Annotated in this window: 23 protein-coding genes and 2 riboswitches; of the genes, 10 read left to right on the forward strand and 13 right to left on the reverse strand. The window is 73.4% G+C overall.

Annotated features, from left to right (window positions below; all coding sequences use genetic code 11):
* Positions 1–79 precede the first annotated feature (79 nt).
* Positions 80–481, reverse strand: a complete 402-nt coding sequence (locus JT362_RS05840; RefSeq protein ID WP_260189973.1) for a helix-turn-helix domain-containing protein — start codon at positions 479–481, stop codon at positions 80–82.
* 69 nt (positions 482–550) lie between these two features.
* On the opposite strand from JT362_RS05840, the gene JT362_RS05845 reads away from it, so the two are divergent.
* Both JT362_RS05845 and JT362_RS05850 read left to right on the forward strand, forming a co-directional pair.
* Positions 551–907, forward strand: coding sequence for a class I SAM-dependent methyltransferase (locus JT362_RS05845; RefSeq protein WP_260189974.1), 357 nt, complete (start codon positions 551–553; stop codon positions 905–907).
* Positions 889–1371, forward strand: a complete 483-nt coding sequence (locus tag JT362_RS05850) for a hypothetical protein (RefSeq protein WP_260189975.1) — start codon at positions 889–891, stop codon at positions 1369–1371. Before JT362_RS05845 ends, JT362_RS05850 begins: the two co-directional genes overlap by 19 nt.
* On the opposite strand, the gene thiE is transcribed toward JT362_RS05850, so the two are convergent.
* Positions 1368–2030, reverse strand: coding sequence for a thiamine phosphate synthase (thiE, locus tag JT362_RS05855; protein ID WP_260189976.1), 663 nt, complete (start codon positions 2028–2030; stop codon positions 1368–1370). The two genes, JT362_RS05850 and thiE, sit on opposite strands and share 4 nt — an antisense overlap.
* Positions 2031–2062: 32 nt before the next feature.
* A riboswitch (TPP riboswitch) is annotated at positions 2063–2172 on the forward strand.
* Here thiE and thiO point away from each other — a divergent pair.
* The 3 genes from thiO to JT362_RS05870 all read left to right on the forward strand — a co-directional run bounded on the left by thiO (position 2163) and on the right by JT362_RS05870 (position 4221).
* Positions 2163–3257: a glycine oxidase ThiO gene (gene thiO, locus JT362_RS05860; protein ID WP_260189977.1), complete on the forward strand. Its 1095-nt coding sequence runs from the start codon at positions 2163–2165 to the stop codon at positions 3255–3257. Its footprint overlaps the riboswitch before it by 10 nt.
* 5 nt (positions 3258–3262) lie before the next feature.
* Positions 3263–3463 carry a sulfur carrier protein ThiS gene (gene thiS, locus JT362_RS05865; RefSeq protein ID WP_260189978.1) on the forward strand — a complete coding sequence of 67 codons (201 nt, stop codon included), beginning with the start codon at positions 3263–3265 and terminating at the stop codon, positions 3461–3463.
* 2 nt (positions 3464–3465) lie between these two features.
* Positions 3466–4221 carry a thiazole synthase gene (locus JT362_RS05870; protein ID WP_260189979.1) on the forward strand — a complete coding sequence of 252 codons (756 nt, stop codon included), beginning with the start codon at positions 3466–3468 and terminating at the stop codon, positions 4219–4221.
* Between the two features lie 15 nt (positions 4222–4236).
* Here JT362_RS05870 and JT362_RS05875 read toward each other — a convergent pair whose 3' ends face one another.
* The 5 genes from JT362_RS05875 to JT362_RS05895 form a co-directional block, all read right to left on the reverse strand.
* Complete coding sequence (locus JT362_RS05875; RefSeq protein WP_260189980.1) at positions 4237–4614, reverse strand: hypothetical protein; 378 nt, start codon at positions 4612–4614, stop codon at positions 4237–4239.
* A 25-nt stretch (positions 4615–4639) separates the two neighbouring features.
* Entirely contained in the window at positions 4640–5464 is an 825-nt protein-coding gene (locus JT362_RS05880) for an ion transporter (RefSeq protein ID WP_260189981.1), read from the reverse strand.
* A gap of 22 nt (positions 5465–5486) precedes the next feature.
* Entirely contained in the window at positions 5487–6320 is an 834-nt protein-coding gene (gene thiD, locus JT362_RS05885; protein ID WP_260189982.1) for a bifunctional hydroxymethylpyrimidine kinase/phosphomethylpyrimidine kinase, read from the reverse strand.
* The gene (thiC, locus tag JT362_RS05890) at positions 6317–7960 is read right to left on the reverse strand and encodes a phosphomethylpyrimidine synthase ThiC (RefSeq protein ID WP_260189983.1); all 1644 of its coding nucleotides are present in this window, start codon (positions 7958–7960) and stop codon (positions 6317–6319) included. Before thiC ends, thiD begins: the two co-directional genes overlap by 4 nt.
* Positions 7954–8081, reverse strand: a riboswitch (TPP riboswitch). It overlaps the preceding gene by 7 nt.
* A gap of 54 nt (positions 8082–8135) precedes the next feature.
* On the reverse strand, positions 8136–8711 hold the full coding sequence (locus tag JT362_RS05895; RefSeq protein ID WP_260189984.1) for a LysE family translocator: 576 nt from the start codon (positions 8709–8711) through the stop codon (positions 8136–8138).
* A gap of 86 nt (positions 8712–8797) precedes the next feature.
* On the opposite strand from JT362_RS05895, the gene JT362_RS05900 reads away from it, so the two are divergent.
* Genes JT362_RS05900 through JT362_RS05910 form a run of 3 tightly spaced genes read left to right on the forward strand, consistent with a single transcriptional unit; the run spans position 8798 to position 10538 of the window.
* Positions 8798–9109, forward strand: a complete 312-nt coding sequence (locus JT362_RS05900; protein WP_260189985.1) for a type VII secretion target — start codon at positions 8798–8800, stop codon at positions 9107–9109.
* The gene (locus JT362_RS05905) at positions 9106–10227 is read left to right on the forward strand and encodes a putative T7SS-secreted protein (protein ID WP_260189986.1); all 1122 of its coding nucleotides are present in this window, start codon (positions 9106–9108) and stop codon (positions 10225–10227) included. Before JT362_RS05900 ends, JT362_RS05905 begins: the two co-directional genes overlap by 4 nt.
* Entirely contained in the window at positions 10224–10538 is a 315-nt protein-coding gene (locus JT362_RS05910) for a hypothetical protein (protein ID WP_260189987.1), read from the forward strand. Before JT362_RS05905 ends, JT362_RS05910 begins: the two co-directional genes overlap by 4 nt.
* 52 nt (positions 10539–10590) lie before the next feature.
* Here the strand turns inward: JT362_RS05910 and JT362_RS05915 are convergent, their stop codons facing one another.
* On the reverse strand, positions 10591–11508 hold the full coding sequence (locus tag JT362_RS05915) for a S1C family serine protease (protein ID WP_260189988.1): 918 nt from the start codon (positions 11506–11508) through the stop codon (positions 10591–10593).
* Positions 11509–11613: 105 nt separating this feature from the next.
* Complete coding sequence (locus JT362_RS05920; protein WP_260189989.1) at positions 11614–12186, reverse strand: peptide deformylase; 573 nt, start codon at positions 12184–12186, stop codon at positions 11614–11616.
* 101 nt (positions 12187–12287) lie between these two features.
* Here JT362_RS05920 and JT362_RS05925 point away from each other — a divergent pair, with 101 nt between their 5' ends.
* Both JT362_RS05925 and JT362_RS05930 read left to right on the forward strand, forming a co-directional pair.
* Complete coding sequence (locus tag JT362_RS05925) at positions 12288–12608, forward strand: DUF3263 domain-containing protein (RefSeq protein WP_260189990.1); 321 nt, start codon at positions 12288–12290, stop codon at positions 12606–12608.
* A complete protein-coding gene (locus JT362_RS05930) occupies positions 12605–13252 on the forward strand; it encodes a LytR C-terminal domain-containing protein (RefSeq protein WP_260189991.1) in 648 nt (215 codons plus the stop codon). Before JT362_RS05925 ends, JT362_RS05930 begins: the two co-directional genes overlap by 4 nt.
* Before the next feature lie 3 nt (positions 13253–13255).
* Here the strand turns inward: JT362_RS05930 and JT362_RS05935 are convergent, their stop codons facing one another.
* The 4 genes from JT362_RS05935 to moeA form a co-directional block, all read right to left on the reverse strand.
* Positions 13256–15478 carry an AAA family ATPase gene (locus tag JT362_RS05935; protein WP_260189992.1) on the reverse strand — a complete coding sequence of 741 codons (2223 nt, stop codon included), beginning with the start codon at positions 15476–15478 and terminating at the stop codon, positions 13256–13258.
* 9 nt (positions 15479–15487) lie between these two features.
* Positions 15488–16504, reverse strand: a complete 1017-nt coding sequence (pssA, locus tag JT362_RS05940) for a CDP-diacylglycerol--serine O-phosphatidyltransferase (RefSeq protein WP_260189993.1) — start codon at positions 16502–16504, stop codon at positions 15488–15490.
* Positions 16505–17230, reverse strand: coding sequence for a phosphatidylserine decarboxylase (locus JT362_RS05945; RefSeq protein ID WP_260189994.1), 726 nt, complete (start codon positions 17228–17230; stop codon positions 16505–16507).
* A gap of 220 nt (positions 17231–17450) precedes the next feature.
* Positions 17451–18662, reverse strand: a complete 1212-nt coding sequence (gene moeA / locus JT362_RS05950) for a molybdopterin molybdotransferase MoeA (protein ID WP_260189995.1) — start codon at positions 18660–18662, stop codon at positions 17451–17453.
* Positions 18663–18688: the final 26 nt, after the last annotated feature.

An 18688-nucleotide genomic window follows, 5' to 3' on the forward strand; every position in this document is an offset into this window, starting at 1 on the left:
CCGACCCTGCCGGCCCGTCCGCCGCTCTCGCCCAGCGGTGGCCGACCTGTGTGACGGCGTTGGACGGTCGACGTGGCCGTCAGGGCGCGGCGCCGGGTACGGCCTTCTCCAGGATCCGGCGGAACGTGGGGCACTCCGGGTGACTCGGTGCCGGGCAGGCCGCGGCGTGGCGCAGACCGTCGCGCATGGCGGTCAGTTTGGTGATCGTCGCGTCCAGTTCGTCCGCTTTCGCGGTGAGCGCGGCCCGGTCGATGCGTGGCCGGCCGTCCGGCGCGAACATGAGGGCGATCTCGTCGAGCGTGAAGCCGGCGGACCGGCCGACCAGGATCAGCGCCAGCCGTTCCAGCACGGTCGCGTCGAACTGGCGCCGGATGCCGCGCCGGCCGGCCGACGCGATCAGGCCCTTCTCCTCGTAGTACCGCAGCGTCGAGGCCGGCACGCCGGAGCGGCGGGCGACCTCCGCGATGTCCAGGTTCGTCATGCTTGACCTCAAGTCGACTTCAAGTGACACGGTAGGGCGGCCCGTTCACCGGAGGCAAGGGAGACGACCGTGGAGATCACGCAGGCGACGTTGTGGAACGGCGGTGCCGGGAACGCCTGGGTCGAGCAGCGCGAACTGCTCGACGCGCTGTTCCGGCCCTTCGCGGACCTGCTGGTCGAGGCCGCCGCCGACGAGCGACCGAACGCGGTGCTCGACGTCGGCTGCGGTACGGGCGGCGTGACCCGGGCGATCGCCGGGGCGCTCGGGTCACGGTGTGTCGGCGTCGACCTGTCGGAGCCGATGATCGAGGTGGCGCGGCGGAGGCGGAGCGGGCGGGTGTCCCGGCGCGCTTCGTCCGCGCCGACGCGCAGCGGCACGCGTTCGAGCCGGGAGCGTTCGACCTGGTCGTGTCGCGCTTCGGCGTGATGTTCTTCGACGATCCGGTGCGGGCGTTCGCGAACCTGCGGGGCGCGGCCCGGGCGGGTGCCGGGCTTCGGTGCGTGGTGTGGCGGAGTCCGGCGGAGAACCCGTTCATGACCACGGCGGAACGGGCCGCGGCGCCGTTGCTGCCGGAGTCGCCGGTCAGGGACCCGGACGCGCCCGGGCAGTTCGCGTTCGCGGACGTGGACCGGGTGCGTGGCGTGCTCGAGCGGGCCGGGTGGACGGGGATCGGCTTCCGTCGGGTGGACGCGCCGTGCGTGCTACCCGAGCGGGAGCTGGTCCCGTACCTGACCCGGCTCGGTCCGGTCGGCCGGGTGCTGCCGGACGTGGACGAGCGTCTTCGCGCCCGGATCGTGGACACGGTCCGCGCCGCGTTCGACCCGTTCGTGCACGGGCCGGAGGTTCGCTTCACGGCCGCGTGCTGGCTGGTGACCGCCCACCGCGACTAGCGGGGGCGCAGGGCCGCCGACAGGCGGGTGGCGGCGGCTCGGGGGTCGGGGGCTTCGGTGATGGCGCGGACCACGACCACGCGGGTGGCGCCCGCCGCCAGGACCTCCGGGAGCCGCGCCTCGTCGATGCCGCCGATCGCGAACCAGGGACGTGCCGGGGCGGCGGCCGCGGTGGCGCGGACCAGGGGGAGGCCCGGCGCGGAGCGGCCCGGTTTGGTGGGGGTCGGCCAGCAGGGGCCGGTGCAGAAGTAGTCGACACCCGGTTCGGCGGCCGCGGCGGTGGCCTGGGCGACGTCGTGGGTGGAGCGGCCGATCACGATCTCCGCACCCAGGATGCGTCTGGCGACGGGGACCGGCAGGTCGTCCTGGCCGAGGTGGAGGATGTCGGCGCCGGCGGCCAGGGCGATGTCGGCGCGGTCGTTCACCGACAGGAGGGCGTCGTGTTCGGCGCAGACCTCGGCGAGGGTGCGCAACGCGGCCAGTTCCTCGGCCGCCTCCAGCGGGGCGCCGGCGCGTTTGTCCCTCAGCTGGATCACGTCGACACCACCGGCCAGGGCCTCGCCGGCGAACTCCGCGAGGTCCGGGCGGGTACCGGTGCACAGGTACAGGCGCGCGTCCGCCAGACGGCGGCGGATCTGGTCTCCGTCAAGTCCGGGCACGCCACCACGCTATCCCGTGCGCTACGGTGGAGGTTGGTCCGCACGGGAGTCCGGAGGCACCGGGCTGAGAGGGGATCCGCCGATCCCGACCGTCGAACCTGATCCGGATCATGCCGGCGCAGGGAGCGTGTTGTGAGCCACAGAAGGAAGATTCTTGTCGTCGGGGGCGGGGTCGTCGGGCTGAGCGTGGCGTGGCGGCTCGCGACCCGGCACGACGTGACGGTCGTCGACCCGGCCCCGCCTGGTGACGCTTCCTGGGCGGCGGGCGGGATGCTCGCGCCGGTCACGGAGTCCTGGCCGGGTGAGGAGGACCTGCTCGACCTGGGCAGCGAGTCGCTCGAACGGTGGCCCGCGTTCGCGGACGAACTCGGGGTCGAGCTGTTGCGGGCGGGCACCATCTCGGCCGCGTTCGACGCCGCCGACGCGGGCCAGCAGGACGTACTCGCCGAGCACCTCGCGTCGCGGGGTCGAGCCGTCGAGCGGCTGAGCGGGCGCGAGCTGCGGGCCAGGGAACCGGCGATCGGTCCTCGGGTCCGCAGTGGACTGGTGGTGCCGGGCGACCTCGCCGTGGACAACCGGGAGCTGTTGCGGCGGCTGATGGGCGCCGCGACGGACGCCGGCGTGACCTTCGACCGGCGGGCGGCGGCGGCGGTCGAGCCGGGCGCGGTGCGGTTGCGGGACGGCGATGTGCTCGACTGCGACACGGTGGTGATCGCGGCCGGGGCCTGGTCCGCCGCCCTGCATCCGGCGTTGACGGGGCTGGTGCGGCCGGTCAAGGGGGAGATCCTGCGGCTGCGGGCCCGACCCGGCGCGCTGCCGCTGCGGCACACCGTGCGCGCGCTGGTCGAGTCCCGGCCGGTCTACCTGGTACCGCGCGCGGGCGACGAGCTGGTGCTCGGCGCCACCCAGTACGAGGCGGGCTTCGACGACGAGGTCACCGTCGGCGGCGTGCGGGACCTGCTCGCCGACGCCGAGCGCGTACTGCCGGGCATCGCCGAGTACGGGCTGACCGAGTGCGTGGCCGGGCTGCGGGCCGGCAGCCGGGACAACCTTCCGCTGCTCGGGTGGCTCGAGCCCGGTGTCCTGGTCGCGACCGGGCACCACCGCAACGGGCTGCTGCTCGCCCCGATCACGGCGGACGCGGTGCGCGCGATCGTCGACGGCGACCAACCGCCGACGACGACCCTGGCCGCCGACCCAGCCCGGCACGTTCCGACGAAGAGGTGAAGCGAATGCACGTATCGGTCAACGGGGAGACCCGGGAGCTGGCCGACGGGGCCACGGTCGCCGACCTCCTGGCCGCGCTCGGCATGCCGGCCGCGGGGATCGCGGTCGCGGTGGACGGCGAGGTGGTGACCCGCGCCTGGCACGCGCGCACGGTGCTGCCGGACGGCGCGCGGGTCGAGGTGCTCACCGCTGTGCAGGGAGGGTGACGATGGACGACCCACTGGTCATCGCGGGCCGGGAGTACTCGTCGCGGCTGATCACCGGTACCGGCGGCGCGTCGAACCTGGCGATCCTGGAGCGCGCGCTGGTCGCGTCCGGCACCGAGCTGACGACGGTGTCCATCCGGCGGGTGGACGCCGAGGGCGGCACCGGGGTGCTGGAGCTGCTCGCGCGGCTGGGGATCGACCCGCTGCCGAACACCGCGGGCTGCCGCACGGCCGCCGAGGCGGTGCTGACCGCGCGGCTCGCCCGGGAGGCGCTCGGCACGGACTGGGTGAAGCTGGAGGTCGTCGCCGACGACCGGACGCTGCTGCCCGACCCGGTCGAGCTGCTCGACGCGGCCCGCACGCTGGTCGACGACGGGTTCACCGTGCTGCCGTACACCAACGACGACCCGGTACTGGCGCTGCGGCTGGAGGAAGCCGGGTGCGCGGCGGTGATGCCGTTGGGCTCGCCGATCGGTACCGGGCTCGGCATCCGCAACCCGCACAACATCGAGCTGATCGTGGCGCGGGCCGGGGTGCCGGTGATCCTGGACGCCGGCATCGGCACCGCGTCGGACGCGGCGCTGGCGATGGAGCTGGGCTGCGCGGCGGTGCTGCTGGCGACGTCGGTGACCCGCGCGACCGACCCGGAGCGGATGGCCGCCGCGATGCGCCACGCGGTCACCGGCGGCCGCCTGGCCCGTGCCGCCGGCCGGGTGCCCCAGCGCTTCTGGGCACAGGCGTCCAGCCCGCCACGGTGATGCCCCGAAGGGCGTTCAGCTGAGGTCGGCGAGCACCGCGTTCCAGTCGTCGCGCTTGGACATGGCGCGGGAGACCGGGACCTTCTTGGTGCGGCCGTCGGGGGTGACGTGCGCGATCCGGTCGACGTCGACGATCAGGCGGGTGCCCTCGGAGCCGCCGAAGCGGCGGGTCGCGGGCCCGAGCAGGGCCTTGACCGCGATCGTGCGCGTGCCGGCGTCGTACAGGAAGTACGGGCGGGCGAACTGGAGGATCCCCAGCAACACCAGCAGCGGGCCGATGAACACCAGCGGCGAGAAGTCACCGAGCAGGGTCACCCAGAGGCCGAGGACGAAGCAACCCGCGCCGACCACCAGCGTCGTCACGGCCCAGACCGGGTTGTAGGACACCCTCATCGAAACTCTCCTCTCCGCCGACGGGTCACACGGTAGTGCTCCCGCTCGACCGCTCCGCCCGCAGCTCCGCGACCTCGGCCCGCAGCGCGCGCAGCTCCTCCAGGATCAGCGCGTCCGACGCCGCCTGGTCGGCCGCGTGCCGGTCCTCCGCCTCCACCAGATCGTCGGTGACCTGCTTCTCCATCCCGCTGACGATCACCGCGATGAACAGGTTCAACACCGCGAAGCTCGACACCAGGATGTAGATCACGAAGAAGATCCAGGCCAGCGGCGCCTGCGCCATCACCTCGCGGGCGATGTCCGGCCACGCCTCCCCGGTCATCGTCTGGAACAGGGTGAACAGCGTCGTGCCCAGCTCACCGAAGTACTCCGGGGCGATGTGGCCGAACAGCTTCGTCGCCATCACCGCGGCCACGTAGATGATCAGGCCGAGCAGCGCGCCGATCGACGCCATCCCGGGCACCGCCGCGAGCAGGCCGGACACCACCCGGCGCATCGCCGGCACGGCCGAGATCAGCCGCAGCACCCGCAGCACGCGCAACGCCCGCAGCACCGAGAACGGCCCGCTCGCCGGCAGCAGCGAGATGCCGACGATGAGGAAGTCGAACACGTTCCACGGGTCCCGGAAGAACCGCCAGCCGTACGCGTACAGCCGGCACGCCAGCTCCACCACGAAGATCCCCAGCACGATCCGGTCCAGGACGTGCAGCAGGCCGCCGACCGCTCCCATCACCGTGCTCGACGTCTCCAGGCCGAGGGTCACGGCGTTCAGCACGATCACCCAGATGACGACCTGCTGGAACCGCCTGTGCTCGACCAGTGCCCGCGCCAGCTCCCGCGACTTCCCCATGCGGGCAGCCTAAGGCCGACGGCTACCGCTCCGGCTCGATCGGAGGCAGACGCCACAGCGGCGACACCGGCCCGACACCGGAGCCCAGCGGGTAGGAGTGCGCGACCGAGCGGGTCACGAACGCCTTGCCGAACCGGACCGCGGCCGGCACGTCCAGGCCGCGGGCGAGCGCCGAGCTGATCGACGACGCCATCGTGTCGCCGCCGCCGTGGGTGTGCCGGGTGTCGATCCGGGCGGCCGGCAGCTCAAGGAACGTCTCGCCGTCGTAGAGCAGGTCGACGCACTCCGGGTCGTCGTACAGGTGCCCGCCCTTGACCAAGGTCCATTGTGGACCGAGTGCGTGCAGGGCGCGGGCCGCATCGCGGGCCTCGTCCCGGCTCCGCACGGTGATCCCGGTGAGCAGCCGGACCTCGTCCAGGTTCGGCGTGACCAGCGTGGCCCTCGGGAACAGCTCGCCGCGCAGCGCGTCCATCGCGTCGTCGCGCAGCAGCGGGTTGCCGTGCATGGACGCGGCCACCGGGTCGACGACGAACGGGATGTCGCCGTCGCGTCCGATGTGGACCTTGTCGCACGCCTTCGCCACCGCGGCGATGACCTCCGCGGTGGCCAGCATGCCGGTCTTGGCCGCCTGCACGCCGATGTCCTCGACGACGGTCTCGATCTGCGCGGCGACGACGTCGGGCGGGATCACCGAGACCCCGCTGACGCCGAGCGAGTTCTGCACGGTGACCGCGGTGATCGCGGTCGTCCCGTGCACCCCGCAGGCGAACAGCGTGCGCAGGTCGGCCTGGATGCCGGCGCCGCCGCCGGAGTCGGAGCCGGCGATGGTCAGCACCCGGGGCGGGGTCTCGGTCACGGCTCGGTCACCGGCAGGTAGACGCGGTCGCCGTGGTCGTGGAACCGCTCGGACATCTCCTCCATGCCGGCCTCGATCGCGGCCACAGTGGACAGTCCGTGCTCCTCGGCGTACTTCCGCACGTCCTGGGTGATCCGCATGGAGCAGAACTTCGGCCCGCACATCGAGCAGAAGTGCGCGGTCTTCGCCGGTTCGGCGGGCAGCGTCTCGTCGTGGAAGGAACGCGCGGTGTCCGGGTCGAGCGACAGGTTGAACTGGTCGGTCCAGCGGAACTCGAACCGCGCCCGCGAGAGCGCGTCGTCCCACTCCTGCGCGCGCGGGTGACCCTTGGCCAGGTCGGCCGAGTGCGCGGCGATCTTGTAGGTGATCACGCCGGTCTTCACGTCGTCCCGGTTCGGCAGCCCGAGGTGCTCCTTGGGGGTGACGTAGCAGAGCATCGCGGTGCCCGCCCAGCCGATCTGGGCGGCGCCGATCGCCGAGGTGATGTGGTCGTAGGCCGGCGCGATGTCCGTCGCGAGTGGACCGAGGGTGTAGAACGGCGCCTCGCCGCAGAGCTCCTCCTCGAGCCGGACGTTCTCCGCGATCTTGTGCATCGGCACGTGGCCGGGGCCCTCGATCATCACCTGCACGTCGTGCTCGCGGGCGATGTGGGTCAGCTCGCCGAGCGTGCGCAGCTCGGCGAACTGGGCCTCGTCGTTGGCGTCGGCGATGCTGCCCGGCCGCAGCCCGTCGCCGAGGGAGAAGGTGACGTCGTAGGCGCGCAGGATCTCGCACAGCTCGACGAAGTGCTCGTACAGGAAGGACTCCCGGTGGTGCGCGAGGCACCAGGCGGCCATGATCGAGCCGCCGCGGGAGACGATCCCGGTGACCCGGCGGGCGGTCAGCGGCACGTAGCGCAGCAGCACGCCGGCGTGCACGGTCATGTAGTCGACGCCCTGCTCGCACTGTTCGATCACGGTGTCCCGGTAGACCTCCCAGGACAGCTTCGCCGGGTCGCCGTTGACCTTCTCCAGCGCCTGGTAGATCGGCACGGTGCCGATCGGGACCGGCGAGTTGCGCAGGATCCACTCCCGCGTCTCGTGGATCCGCTTGCCGGTGGACAGGTCCATCACGGTGTCCGCGCCCCAGCGGGTGGCCCAGACCAGCTTGTCCACCTCGTCCTCGATGGACGACGAGACGGCCGAGTTGCCGATGTTCGCGTTGACCTTGACCAGGAACTTCTTGCCGATGATCGCGGGTTCGACCTCGGGGTGGTTGCGGTTGACCGGGATCACCGCGCGGCCGATCGCGACCTCCTGGCGCACGAACTCGGGGTCCATCCCCTCGCGCGCGGCGACGAACCGCATCTCCTTGGTGATCACGCCGGCCTTCGCGTAGGCCAGCTGGGTGACGGCGCCGTTGACGGGTTCGAGCGCCCAGTCGGCACGGAGCCGGTCGAGTCCGGTGTGGACGTCGATGGTGGCGTCGGTGTCGGTGTACGGGCCGGAGGTGTCGTAGAGGTCGAGGTGCTCGCCGTTGGTCAGGTTCACCCGCCGGAAGGGCACCCGCAGCCCGTCGACGTCGTGATACGCCTTGGTGGATCCGGTGATCGGCCCGGTGGTGACACTCGGGCGGACGGAACGGTCGTCAAGAGCCGTCATGGAACAAGCCTCCCTACGCCGGCATTACCCGGTCAGGTTCAGGCGGTCGGCAAGGCCGGGTCCGTGTGGACGCCACTTGCCCTCTCAGCCCGCTGTGGCGCGAGCTCCCGCGCGATGTTGAGTTCTCGCCCTCGACCATAGCCAGCGGTTCGGGTCGCTGCCAAGGGTGCGGTGTTCAGGTCTCGGTGGCCAGCCTGATTCCGAGCCCGATCAGGACGGCGCCGGACAGGCGTTCCAGCCAGCGGTGCCGCAGCCAGCCGACCGCCCGGCTCAGCAGGCTGGCGATGATCAGGTACCAGACGGTGTCGACGAGGACCCAGAGCGCGGCCAGCAGGACGAGCTCGTCGCGGCCGGCGCCGAACTGGGGCAGGAACGAGATCGCGAACACGGCGAGCTTCGGGTTGGCGAGGTTCACCAGCAGCCCGGCGCGGAAGCCGCCGCCAGAGGTGGGGGCCGTCGGTTCGCGGGTGCGACCGATGAGCGCCCGGACGCCGAACACCAGGAGCACCCCGACGCCGACGACGCGCAGCACCTGGTAGGCGATCTCGTTCGCCACGAGGAGCACGGATAGGCCGAGCGCGGCCGCCAGCGCCCACAGCGCCACCCCCGTCTGCAGCCCGGCGACGGTCGCGTAGGCGCCGCGCCGGCCCCCGCGCACCGCCTGGCGGACGAGCATGGCGGTGCCGACCCCGGGCACGAGCGCGAGCAGCAGTGAGGCGAGCAGGAAGGCGCCGAGACTCGACCACGTCATCCGCCCATCCTGCGCCGGAACGCGGCCGGACTCGATCGAGTTTCCGTGACCTCGGCGAACCTGCGGTAAGGTGCCCGGCACTGTGCGTGACCAGGGTTGGAGGCTGGGTGAGTTCGGACGGCTTCACAGTGGATCTTGACGCGCTCGGTGCGGCGGGCGCGCGGGCTGGCCGGTTGGCGGACGAGTTGACCGCGTCACCGGCGACCTTCCGGGGGGTCGAGGTGTTCGGGCACCGCCGGTTGAGCGAGGCGGTCACCGAGTTCGCCGAACGGGAGAGACGCGAGCGGGCGCGGCTGGCCGGCGTGGCGGAGTCGCTCCGGCACCGGCTCGTCGAGACGGTCCGGACCTACCGGCGGGCCGACGAGGACGGTGCCGGCCGGTTCGGCGGCATCGCGTGACCCGGAAGACCGTCCGGGACCTGGTGCCGGGCGACCCGGAGCAGATCTGGCTGCTGGCCGACTCGTACAACCGGATGGCGCGCGCCGTCGAGGACGTCGGCCGTGGTTTCCGCTCGCTGGACGTCGGCGGCTGGAACGGACGCGCCGCCGAGGCGTTCCACGCGTGGCTCGAGCGGCAGCCCCGGCGCTTCCAGGACGCGGGCGACGGCTACGGCCGGGTCGCCGCCGCCCTGGACACCTACGCCTCGGTCCTCGCCTGGGCGCAGCGCCAGGCCGGCGAGGTGATCGCCCTCGGCGGCACGGACGAGCCGCCCGCCTCGCCGCGCCGGCCCGCGTCCGTGCTCACCGCGACCCAGCAGGCCGAGCTCACCGGGGTGATCACCGGGCCGGACGAGCCGGAACCGGTCCGGGTCGACCAGCGGGCGCAGGTGCTCAGCACCTACCACCGCGCGCTCGCCATGCTCGACACGGTCGGCGACGAGTCGGCGAGCGAGATCGCCGCCGCCGCCAGGGCGACCGCCGTGCCGGCCCCGACCGCTTCTCCCGCGCCCGCTCCCACCAGCCTCGTGGTGCACCACGTGGTGCCGCCGCCGGCGCCCGGGAACTGGCTAGACCCCGCCGCGCTGCGCGACGACCCGCGGGACTGGGCCGCCGCCATCACGCGGATCCGCAGGCGGCTGCGCTGGGACGGTCTCGACCGCCTGGTCCAGCACGTCTTCGAGGGCCACTACCGGCCGGGCAGGGCGAGCTACACCGGCTACCACCACCGCGAGGGCGGCGTCGACCACGGCGTGCTGCGCGTCGTCGAGATCATCGACGGGCCGGACCGGCACGGTGTCTACACGGCCTTCGTGCGCGGACCCCGGTCGACCGAGACCAAGAAGAGCTCGTTCTTCCCGGACTCCTGGTCCCGCGCCGAGGTCCTGCACGCCGTGCGGACCGCGTTCGTCGGCGCCATGCGGAACGGGCGCTTCGACCCGGTTGGACGCCGCTTCCGCGGGGAATACCGGGGAGTGCGGATCGACGGCTACGTCAAGGAACGCCCGGCCGAACCAGGCCTGTCCGACATCGTCACGGCGTACCCGCGCCGCGCCAGGAACCGCCGGAAGCGCACATGAACCACGCGACGGCCCAGATCCACTTCGCCATCGTCGACGACGAGCTGGCGGTGACCGCGCCACCCGCGCTGGCGCCGCTCGTCGACTTCTTCGAGATCGAGGTCGGCACCAGCGACGCCATGCTGGACGAGGTCGAGCACCACGTCCGACACGACCGCACCTGGCGGTTCACCGGCGACGCCTGCCGGCTGCGGCTCGGCGTCGAGGACGTCGTCGTCGAGCACACCCACACCGGTGCCAGCGCCACCGTCCCGCGCACCGAGTTCCGCGGCCTGCTCGCCGACCTCCGTGCCGTCCTCGCCGTGGACTGAGCTTGTGGACTGAGCCGTGGACTGAGCCGTGGACTGAGCCGTGGACTGAGCCTCAGCCCACGGTGAGCTCGGTCGGGCGGGCGAACACGTCGACCATGGCGCCGTTGCGCAGGACGGTGACGGCGAGGTCGGTGCCGATCACCTCGGCGAAGAGCTGGCGTTGGATGCCCTGGGCGTTGTGCACCTGCTCGCGGGCCACGGTCAGGATCAGGTCGCCCTTGCACAGGCCGGCGCGGTTCGCCGGGCCGCCGGACACGACCTCGATGACCCGCAGGCCCGCCCGCTGGCCGGTGCGTTCGGCGACGTCGTCCGGGAGCGGCGCGGGGACGCCGATCACGCCCAGGTACGCGCGGCGGACCCGGCCCTCGACCATCAGGGTGTCGATGATGCGGCTCGTCGTGCGGTTGATCGGGACGGCGAGGCCGAGGCCGTAGCCCGCGACGGCGGTGTTGATGCCGACGACCCGGCCGGCGGCGTCGGCCAGCGCGCCGCCGGAGTTCCCGGGGTTCAGCGCCGCGTCGGTCTGGATCACGTCCTCGATGACGCGGGCGGCCTGGCCCTGGCGCACCGGGAGCGACCTGCCCAGACCGCTCACCACGCCGGCGGTCACCGAGCCGGACAGGCCCATCGGGCTGCCGACCGCCACCACCAGCTGGCCGACGACGAGCGCGTCCGAGTCGCCCAGCTCGACCGGTGGGGGAGCGGCCGACGCCCGGATCACGGCGAGGTCGGACAGCGGGTCGACGCCCACCACCTCGAAGTCGGACTCCGAGCCGTCGGAGAACGTCGTCGTGCCGTGCCGGTGGCCGTCGATCACGTGTGCGTTGGTCAGCAGGTGGCCGTTCTCGGTGAACGTGACGGCCGAGCCGCTGCCCCGGCGCAGCGTCACGCTGGCGACGTGCGGGGTCAGGGTGCGGGCCACCGCCGTCACCGTGCGCGAGTAGGCGTCCAGGGCCTCGTGATCCGACAACGCCACCACCGCCCGTCTGATTACACCGTTGCACCCACTACAAGTGTGCGTCAGCGGACGGTTGTTCCGTGTTCGCCGAGAGAAGAAACCCGAGAGAAGAACCGCTCAGCGCACTTCCGGCTCGACCTGCGTCGCGGGGTCCCAGGACAGGCCCGGCCCGCCCCAGCCGTTGCGCTTGAGCATCCGCTTGGACTCCCTGGCGTGCCGGCCCACCAGCCTGCTCAGGTACAGCAACCCGTCCAGGTGATCCGTCTCGTGCTGCAGGCACCGCGCGAAGAACCCGGTGCCCTCCACCTCGATCGGCGTGCCGTCGACGTCCTGGCCGGTCACCTTCGCCCACGGCGCCCGCCCGGTCGGGAACGCCTCGCCGGGCACCGACAGGCAGCCCTCGAAGTCGTCGTCCGGGTCCGGCATCGTCTCGGGGCGGTCCGGGATCTCCAGCGACGGGTTGACCACCACACCGCGGTGCCGCACCCCCTCGTCGTCGGGGCAGTCGTAGACGAACACGCGCAGGTCGACACCGATCTGGTTGGCCGCGAGCCCGGCCCCGTGCGCGGCGGCCAGCGTGTCGAACATGTCCTCGACTAGGGTGCGGAGGTTGTCGTCGAACTCCTCGACCCGGCGGACCGGGTTGTGCAGCACCGGGTCGCCGGCGATTCGGATCGGATGAACGGCCATGGGTCCAGACCCTAACGAAGCATCCGTGATGTAATGACAACCGGCGAATCACAGCAGTGTGATTCCACCAGCAGCAGCAGAGCTTCGTGGCGAGGAGCCGGATGAACGCCGCAGAGTTGCCGGACCCCACCGAACCGCCGGTGGCCGCCGTACCACCGGCGCGTGGCTCGGCCGACGACGCTCTGACTCTGCGTGAGCGCGAGATCCTCGCCTTCGAGCGCCAGTGGTGGAAGTACGCCGGCGCCAAGGAACAGGCCATCCGCGAGCTGTTCGACGTCTCCCCGACGCGCTACTACCAGCTGGTGAACCGGCTGATCGACAAGCGCGCGGCCCTGGAGGCCGATCCCATGCTGGTCAAGCGCCTGCGGCGGCTGCGCGGCGGCCGGGAGCGCGTCCGCTCGGCGAGGCGAACCGGCCGATGACCTCCCCCGAGCCGTCCGCGACGCGACCGCTGCGGGTCGCGGGTCTGGCGCTGCTCGGCGTCGCCGCGATCGCGCTGGTGATCGGGCTCGTCTCGATGTTCGGCGGCAACGGCGACGACCAGGCCGACGGCGACAACCAGCAGCCGCCGGCGACGACGTCCGCCGAGCCCACCGGGTCCCTGCCGCCGCCCTCGTCCGGTGCCGGGTCGACCTCGGTCTCGCCGAACCCGACCACCACGACAACGACGACCACCACCACGACGACGCCGGGGACGAACGTTCCGGCGCCGCCCGGCGGGGACGGCAACGGCGAGTCGACCAAGACCGAGCCGGTGCGCGTCTACAACAACAGCACGATCGGCGGCCTTGCGTCGCGGGCCGCGGACGAGCTGCGGGAGTCCGGCTGGGACGTCGCCGAGGTGGGCAACTACCCGAGCGGGGTCATCCCGACCACCACCGTGTACTTCCGGCCGGGCACGGCCGAGGAGGCCCAGGCGGAGCTGCTCGGCGACGAGTTCGGCATGCGGGTCGAGCCGCGCTTCCCCGGAATCGAGGGGTTTGACCCCGGCCTGATCGTCATCGTCACCAACGACTACCAGGGGCCGGGCGGCGACCGCGACCCGACCGAGAAGAACGACAAGTAGTCGTCAGCGGGACGCCGCGTACGCCTCCAGGGTCGCCAGCTGCGCCGGGTCCAGCGACGGCCGGACCGCCTCCCGCGCGGTGGCCAGGTGGGTCGCGGTGACCTCGGTGGCGTCCAGCGACTCCCGCATCGCGGTCAGCGCGGCCTCGCGGACCAGGGCGGCGCAGTCGGCCGCCGAGTAGCCGTCCAGCTCCCCGGCCAGCGCGTCGAGGTCCACGTCCGCCGCCAGCGGCGTGTTCCGCGCCGCCGCCCGGAGGATGTCCCCACGCGCCCCGGCGTCCGGCGGCGGAACGTACACCAGCCGCTCCAGCCGGCCGGGACGCAGCAGCGCCGGATCGATCAGCTCCGGGCGGTTGGTGGCGCCGAGGACCACCACGTCCCGCATCGGCTCCACGCCGTCCAGCTCGGTCAGCAGCGCGGCCACCACCCGGTCCGCCACGCCGGAGTCCGAGGACTGGCCCCGGCGCGGCGCCAGGGCGTCCACCTCGTCCAGGAACACCATCGCCGGCGCCGCCTCCGCGGCCCGGCGGAACAGCTCGCGCACCGCGCGTTCCGACTCGCCGACCCACTTGTCCATCAGCTCGGCGCCCTTGACCGACAGCACGTTCAGCTTCCCGGTGCCGGCCAGCGCCCGCACCAGGAACGTCTTGCCGCAGCCCGGCGGCCCGTACAGCAGCATCCCCCTCGGCGGCGCCACCCCGAGCCGCGCGAACGAGTCCGGGTAGCGCAGCGGCCACAGGATCGCCTCGGTCAGCGACTGCTTGACCTCCGCCATGTCGCCGACCGCGTCCAGGGTCAGGCCACCGGTCTGCAGGGTGTCCGAGGTGGACATCGAGGTCGGCCGGACCGTCTCCGACGCGCCGAGCAGGTCCTCGGCCGTGATCGTCGGCGCCTCGGCGTCCTTGTCCCGCAGCGCGGCCCGCACGGCGGCCTCGCGGCGCAGCGCCACCAGGTCGGCCGCGACGAACCCTGGGGTCCGTTCTGCCACCTCGCCGAAGTCCACACCGGACTCGACCGGGAGGTCGCGGAGCAGCACCCGCAGCAGGTCGGTGCGGGTCTTGGCGTCCGGCAGCGGCAGGCTCAGCGAACGGTCCAGCAGGTCGACGCCGCGCACCCGGGGGTCGACCGCCTCCGGGTGCGCCGTGGTCGCCACGATCGCGCGGCCCGGGGTGCGGATGGCGGCCCGCAGGGTGTCGATCACGACCGTCGACAGCGGGGGCGGGTTGCTCGCCGGGAGCAGGGCGTCGAGGTCGGTCAGCAGCAGCACCGACGGCGTGTCGCCGGCCCGGATCGCCTCGGACAGCCGCGCGGACGCCGCGTTCGGCTCCAAGGCGGCCAGGGTCGGCGCGGCCAGCTCGGTCACCGACGCGCCGGCCGCCTTCGCCACCGAGCGGACCACGGTCGCCTTGCCGACCCCCTCTGGGCCGGTGAGCAGGGCACCCAGCTGGGCGGCGGCGCCGAGCCTGGTCAGCAGCTCCGGCCGGTTGAACGCCAGCTCGAACCACTCCGCCAGCCGGTCGGCGACCTCGCGGGCGCCGACCAGGTCGGTCACCGGCGGAGGCGCCTCGACCACCGGCTCCGGGACGTCGACGGCGACCGGTTCGGGCGCCGGGGTGGTGACCGTGCCGCCGGGCCCGGCCAGCTGCGCGGTGGGGGCGGCCTCACCGGTGCGGGCGCCGTCCCGCCAGCCGACGACGGTCGACGGGTGCACCGCGACCGGGCCGTCCGGCTCGGCGGCGGTCACGGTCAGTAGCTCGTTGGTCCAGGTGGTGCCGATGGCCCGCGACAGCCTGCCGCGCACGGCGGACAGGTCCGAGCCGGGCGGCGGCGCCAGGTCCTGCGGCAGCAGGGACACCGCGTCACCGACGGTCAGGATCTTGCCGATCAGCGCCAGCCGCACGGTCTCCGGCGTCAGCGACAGCGACGCCAGCCGGGAGCCGGACACGGTCAGCGAGCGGGCCGGCCGGACCTCGGCGGGTGCCACGACGACCTCGGCGCCCTCGGTGACCCCGAGGTTCGACATGGTCACGTCGTCCAGCAGCACCACGCCGGGCGGGCCGTCGCCGGTGGCGGCCAGCGCCGCGCTCACCCGCGCTCCGGTCAGCCGCACCCCGTCCCACGGCTCGACGCCCAGCGCGTCCAGCACCTCCGGGTGCAGGCGCACCACGCCGCGGCGGGTGTCGACGGCCGACGGCGTGAGCCGGACGGTGAGCGTGATCTGCGGCATGAGGCGAGACTACTGGTCACCGCCGCGCGGCCGGCTCTGGTCACGGTTCTGGTTTCGGCGCAGTCCGGTCCGTCGCCAGCCGCGTCCGCGCACCGAGCGGCGCACCCGGGTGGAGTCGGTCGGCAGCACCAGCGTGGCCCGGCGACCGTCGTCCTGGCCGTTGCCGTTGCGGCGGCCCGGCCACACCGCGCGCTTGGCCGCGCCGGCGACCTTGCGGATCGGCGGGCGCAGGCCCAGCCGCCTGCCGTGCGCGCGGCGGATGGCGCGGCGCTCACGCGGCGGCACGTCCCAGGCCTCCGGGTGGTTGGCCAGCCAGTGGTTGCGGCGCACCGCGTACGGCACGTGCAGCAGGTAGACCACCAGGAACGCGGCCAGCGCGAGCATCGGGTACGTGATCACCGCGGCGGCCAGCAGGCCGACCAGCACCAGCAGCGGCGCGACCAGCCGGGCCGGCACCCGGAACGTCTTCAGCGACAGCGTCGGGATCCGGCTGATCAGCAGCGCCGCGACGGCGACCGTCCACACCATCACCACCGGCCCGGACGACCACCAGCCGTCCCGGCCGACCTGGATGGTCAGGATCAGCGGCAGCAGCGCGAGCAGCCCGCCGGCCGGCGCCGGCACGCCGACGAAGAACTCCTTGGCGTACGGCGGCTGCTCGGTGTCGTCGAGCAGCGTGTTGAACCGGGCCAGCCGCAGGATGATGCACACCGCGAACACGAGCGCGACCACCCAGCCGAGGCGGTTGCCGTCGAACTTCCAGATGTAGAGCACCAGCGCGGGCGCGACGCCGAAGGAGATCGCGTCGGCCAGCGAGTCCAGCTCGGCGCCCATCTTGCTGGTGGCGTCCAGCAGCCGCGCGATCCGGCCGTCGAGGCTGTCCAGCACCGCCGCCACCGCGATCGAGGCGATCGCCGCCGGCAGGTTGCCGCCGAGGGTGAACTGGACGGCCGACAGCCCGGCGCACACGGCCAGCACCGTGATGGCGTTCGGCAGCAACCGAACGCCGGACGACCGGGAGACCACTCAGCCCTCCGGCAGCTCGGCGAGCACCGTCTCGCCGCCGATGGTGCGCTGGCCCGCCTCGACCAGCACCCGCGACGACGGCGGCACGTAGAGGTCGACCCGCGACCCGAACCGGATCAAACCGTAGGTGTCGCCGGCCCGAACCTTCTCGCCCGCGCCGATCTGGCAGACGATCCGGCGCGCGACCAGCCCGGCGATCTGCACCACGGCCACCTCGTGACCGTCCGGAGTGGACAGTAGGACGGAGTTGCGTTCGTTGTCCTCGCTGGCCTTGTCCAGGTCGGCGGACAGGAACTTGCCCGGCTTGTACTCCACCCGCTCCACCACACCGGACACCGGCAGGCGCTGCACGTGGACGTCGAACACGGACAGGAACACGCTGATCCGCAGCATCTCCCGGTCGCCGAGGCCCAGCTCGGCCGGCGGGGCGGCGAGCACCACGTGCGACACGGTGCCGTCCGCGGCGGCGACCGCGAGGCCGGGCCGGGACGGCGTGACCCGCTTGGGCTCACGGAAGAACCAGGCGATCGCCGCGGTCAACACGGTGCCGACCAGCCCGAGGCGGCGGGAGAGCCGGCGGAGGAGGAACGTGCCGGCGGCGGCGCCCGCGACGAACGGGCGACCAGCCGGGTGCATCGGCGGCACGATGCTGCGGGTCAGGGCGACGAGCCGGGTCAGCGCGCCCGACTCAGGAGGCTCTGTGTGGTCGGTCGTGGGTTCGTTCATCGATGCGGAGATCCCTCGCACGGTGCCTGGTTTGGGTGGATCCGGATACGCACCACGCTACGCCCACTGCGGAAAGTGACGCCCTCACCCTCGCCGCCGCGCTCCGGCCGGCCGTGCATCCCCCGACGACATGCACGTGCCGGCCGGTCGACCGGTACCGCACGGGCAGTGTACGACCGCGCACGGCAGGTGAACAAGGGCGAACCGTGTGTGACCGGATTCAGTGCAGCAGCACCACGTCGACCTGCTCGCCCGCCGGCACCACCGTGACCCCCTCCGGCACCTCGATCAGGCAGTCCGACGCGGCGAACGACGCCAGCAGGTGCGAGCCCGGCCCACCGACCGGCCGGACCGTGTCGCCGTCCAGGTGCCCGCGCCGGTACTGCCGCTTCCCGGCCGGCGACCGCAGCTCCTCGGTGGTCCGCGCGACGGCCCTCGGCCGCCCGGCCTCCCGGTGCCCCATCGCGGCCAGCAGCGCGGGCCGCACGAACAGCTCGAACGACAGCGCCGTGGACACCGGGTTGCCGGGCAGCGTCACCACCGGCAGCGCACCGAACCGGCCGCAGCCCTGCGGCCCGCCCGGCTGGATCGCGACCCGCAGGAACTCCACGCCCTGCCCGGCCAGCGCGTCCTTGACCACCTCGTACGCGCCCGCGCTCACCCCGCCGGAGGTCACCAGCAGATCCGCGTCGGCGGCGTGCGCGGCGACCGCGTCGTGGAACGCGGCCACGTCGTCCGGCACGAACCGCAGCAGCGTCGGCACGGCGCCCAGCTCCCGCGTCGCCGCCGCCAGCAGCGTGCCGTTGGACTCGTAGATCTGCCCGTGCCGCAACGGGTTCCCCGGCGCCACCAGCTCGGTGCCGGTGGACAGCACCAGCACCCGCGCCGGCCGGTGCACCGGCAGCTCCGCACGGCCGACCGCCGCGGCCAGCCCGATCCGCGCCGGCCCGAGCACGCTGCCGGCGGTGAGCACCGTCGCGCCGCCCGCCACGTCCTCGCCAGCGCGCCGGATGTGCGTGCCCGCCGCCACCGCGGCCGACACCACCACCCGCTGCTCGCCCCCGTCGGTGTCCTCGACCTTCACCACCGAGTCCGCGCCGGGGGGCACCGGCGCGCCGGTCATGATCCGGTGCGCGGTGCCGGGCGCCAGTGGCACCACGTCGGTGCGCCCGGCCGGGATGTCCTCGGGCACCGGCAGCGTGACCGGCGTGTCCGGCCCGGCGCCGGCCACGTCCTCGGCGCGCACCGCGTAGCCGTCCATGGCGGAGTTGTCGAACGGGGGCAGCGCGACCGGCGAGACCACGTCCCGCGCGAGCACGAGGCCGAGGCAGTCGGCGAGCGGCAGTTCGACGACCGGGGTCGGCGGCACCAGGGCGGCGACGCGGGCGCGGTAGGCGTCCACGCTGAGCGGGGTCTGTGGCACGTTCCGCATCCTGCCTCCTCGGCCGCCGCGTACGG

This window comes from Actinophytocola gossypii (assembly GCF_025165815.1).
GTDB classification, from domain to species: Bacteria; Actinomycetota; Actinomycetes; order Mycobacteriales; family Pseudonocardiaceae; genus Actinophytocola; species Actinophytocola gossypii.